Source organism: Pseudomonas sp. SDO5591_S426 (genome assembly GCF_054070755.1).
Map to the genome: position 1 here is coordinate 1 of NZ_JBSVXD010000350.1, position 2,941 is coordinate 2,941.

Sequence of the window (2,941 nt, forward strand, 5' to 3'; positions counted from 1 at the left end):
GCACATCCAGCATCTATGTGTCTGACATACCGCTATCGCGGGCAAGCCCGCTCCCACAGGGTTTTGCAGTGTTAGTCAGATCCCCGCCAACGCCAGATCCATCGCAAAGTAGGTGAAAATCAAATCCGCCCCGGCCCGCTTGATTGCCCCGAGGCTCTCGCGCACCACACGGTCTTCATCGATGGCGCCAGCTTGCGCGGCGAACTTGATCATCGCGTACTCGCCGCTGACCTGATAAGCCGACAGCGGCAAACGCGAGGCTTCGCGGATGTCGCGGATGATGTCCAGGTATGCACCTGCCGGTTTGACCATCAGCGCATCGGCGCCTTCCTGTTCGTCCAGCAGCGATTCGCGCACCGCCTCGCGGCGGTTCATCGGGTTCATCTGATAGCTTTTGCGATCACCCTTGAGTGCGCTGCCGCCAGCTTCGCGGAACGGGCCATAAAGGGCCGAAGCGAATTTGGTCGAGTAGGCCATGATCGCCGTCTGGGTAAACCCGGCCTGATCGAGTGCCCGGCGAATCGCCTGGACCTGCCCGTCCATGGCCGCCGAAGGTGCAATCACATCAGCCCCGGCGCTGGCTGCCGCCACCGCTTGTTTGCCGAGGTTGATCAGGGTCTGGTCGTTGTCGACTTCATGGTTGTGCAGCACGCCGCAATGGCCGTGATCGGTGTACTCACAGAAACAGGTGTCGGACATGACGATCATGTCCGGCACCGCATCCTTGGCGATGCGCGACATGCGTGAAACCAGACCATCCTCGCGCCAGGTATCGCTGCCATTGCCGTCCAGATGATGGGACACACCGAACGTCATCACGGACTTGATCCCGGCGCGGGCATAACGCTCGATCTCGCCGGCCAGTTTCGACTCGGGAATACGCATCACACCCGGCATGCTTTTGATCGGCACGAAGTCATCGATTTCTTCTTCGACGAAAATCGGCAGCACCAGGTCGTTCAGGCTGAATTCGGTTTCCTGGAACAGACTGCGCAGGCTCGCATTGCGGCGCAGACGGCGTGGACGTGCTTCGGGGAACTGGCTGGACATGGGCAATCCTGAAAATCGGGGGACAATATGTGTGGGAGCGAGCTTGCTCGCTCCCACAGGGTTTGCGGTGTATCAGTTGGTGATGGGTTTCGGGATTTCCAGCCCACGCTTCACCGCCGGCCGCGCCAGGAATTTCTCGAGTACGCGGGTGACGTTCGGGAAATTCTGGATGCCAACCAGATCACCGGCCTCATAGAAGCCGATCAGGTTGCGGATCCACGGGAACGTCGCGATATCGGCGATGGTGTAGCGCTCGCCCATGATCCAGTCACGTCCTTCCAGACGCTTATCGAGGACGCTGAGCAGGCGTCGGCTTTCCTCGACATAACGGTCACGCGGACGCTTGTCTTCGTAGTCCTTGCCGGCGAACTTGTTGAAGAAACCGAGCTGGCCGAACATCGGACCGATCCCGCCCATCTGGAACATCAGCCACTGGATGGTTTCGTAGCGAGTCGCGCCTTCCTGGGCCAGCAGTTGCCCGCTCTTGTCGGCCAGGTAAATCAGGATCGCCCCGGACTCGAACAACGGCAACGGCTGACCATCCGGGCCGTGAGGATCGAGGATGGCCGGGATCTTGTTGTTGGGGTTCAACGACAGGAATTCCGGGGACATCTGGTCGTTGGTGTCGAAGCCAACGCGATGCGGCTCATAAGGCAGGCCGATCTCTTCGAGCATGATCGAGACCTTGACGCCGTTCGGGGTCGGCAAGGAGTACAGCTGAATCCACTCCGGATACTGGGCCGGCCATTTTTGAGTGATGGGGAACGCAGACAAATCGGTCATGGGTTGGATCCACGAGAAAATTGAGAATGCCGATGATAATGGAGATCACGCGGATTGAGACCGTTAGCGCCATCAATAACGCTGATGGTCGAGATCGATGCAGATCACAGTGTGCTTTCAGGCCTTCAGTGTAGGGTGTCCATAAATCCGCAACATCCTGTCGATAACCTTCGCTGCAACTCGTTGAAGGTTACCGGTAGATTGCTGCGCTCTCGGCCGGAATCGAACCAATGGGCTTCAGAGGACTCTGAGCACTGCCCATTTGAAACGGACCGGCTCCACGACATGGAAAACACCCGACTCAGGAAAAGTCGCGGTGTAAAGGTTTGTCAGCCTTAACCCAATACGCTGAAGAACCCTTTTTTCCATGAAGAATTTTCTGAAACTCGCCAATCGCTTCAAACATCGCGCCTATATATTCCTGCCCGCCCTGCTGGCGGCCAGCGCGTTGTTCATGTTGCTTGAGTCCCGCGAAAGCCGCGCCCAAACGGCGGACGGCACTCAGACGCTGGTGTTCCTGCGCCACGCCGAAAAACCCGAGGGTGGTCTGGGCCAGCTCAACTGCCAGGGCCTGAACCGCGCAATCGATCTGGCGACCTTGCTTCCGGAAAAATTCGGCAAGGCCAACTACGTGTTTGCCGCCAACCCGACGCGCAACGTCGAGGAAGGTGAGCTGGACAATTCCTACAGCTACATCCGCCCATTGATGACCATCAGCCCCAGCGCGATCAAGCTCGGCCTGCCGGTGAACATCAAATATTCGGCCAACGACACCAGCGACCTGGCCGATGAACTGCTCCACGACAAGTACCACAACTCGGTGATCTACACCGCTTGGTCCCACGGCTATCTGCCGGAACTGATCAACAAGGTCGCCGGGGAAGCTGTCGGCAAGAAGCAGAAGATCACCGAGGACTGGGAGTCCAGCGACTTTGACTCGCTGTATGTGCTGACGTTGACCTGGCACAACGGCAAGGCCAGCCTGCAAAGCCATGTCTACAAGCAGGGGCTGGATAATGGGCAGGAGACTTGCCCGACTTGAGTTTTGCAGTGTCTGGGCGGGCCTCATCGCGGGCAAGCCCGCTCCCACAGGTTCTGTGTTCAATCA

General features: G+C 58.4%; 3 protein-coding genes. 1 reads left to right on the top strand and 2 read right to left on the bottom strand.

The window, feature by feature from the left end:
• Positions 1-75: 75 nt before the first annotated feature.
• Positions 76-1,050: a porphobilinogen synthase gene (hemB, locus tag ACW9JC_RS29745; RefSeq protein WP_457459513.1), complete on the bottom strand. Its 975-nt coding sequence runs from the start codon at positions 1,048-1,050 to the stop codon at positions 76-78.
• A 72-nt stretch (positions 1,051-1,122) separates the two neighbouring features.
• Positions 1,123-1,833 (bottom strand): glutathione binding-like protein, encoded by a 711-nt coding sequence (locus ACW9JC_RS29750; protein WP_448108655.1) that lies wholly within the window; start codon positions 1,831-1,833, stop codon positions 1,123-1,125.
• Between the two features lie 367 nt (positions 1,834-2,200).
• Here ACW9JC_RS29750 and ACW9JC_RS29755 point away from each other — a divergent pair, with 367 nt between their 5' ends.
• A complete protein-coding gene (locus ACW9JC_RS29755) occupies positions 2,201-2,875 on the top strand; it encodes a histidine phosphatase family protein (protein WP_416129214.1) in 675 nt (224 codons plus the stop codon).
• Positions 2,876-2,941 lie beyond the last annotated feature (66 nt).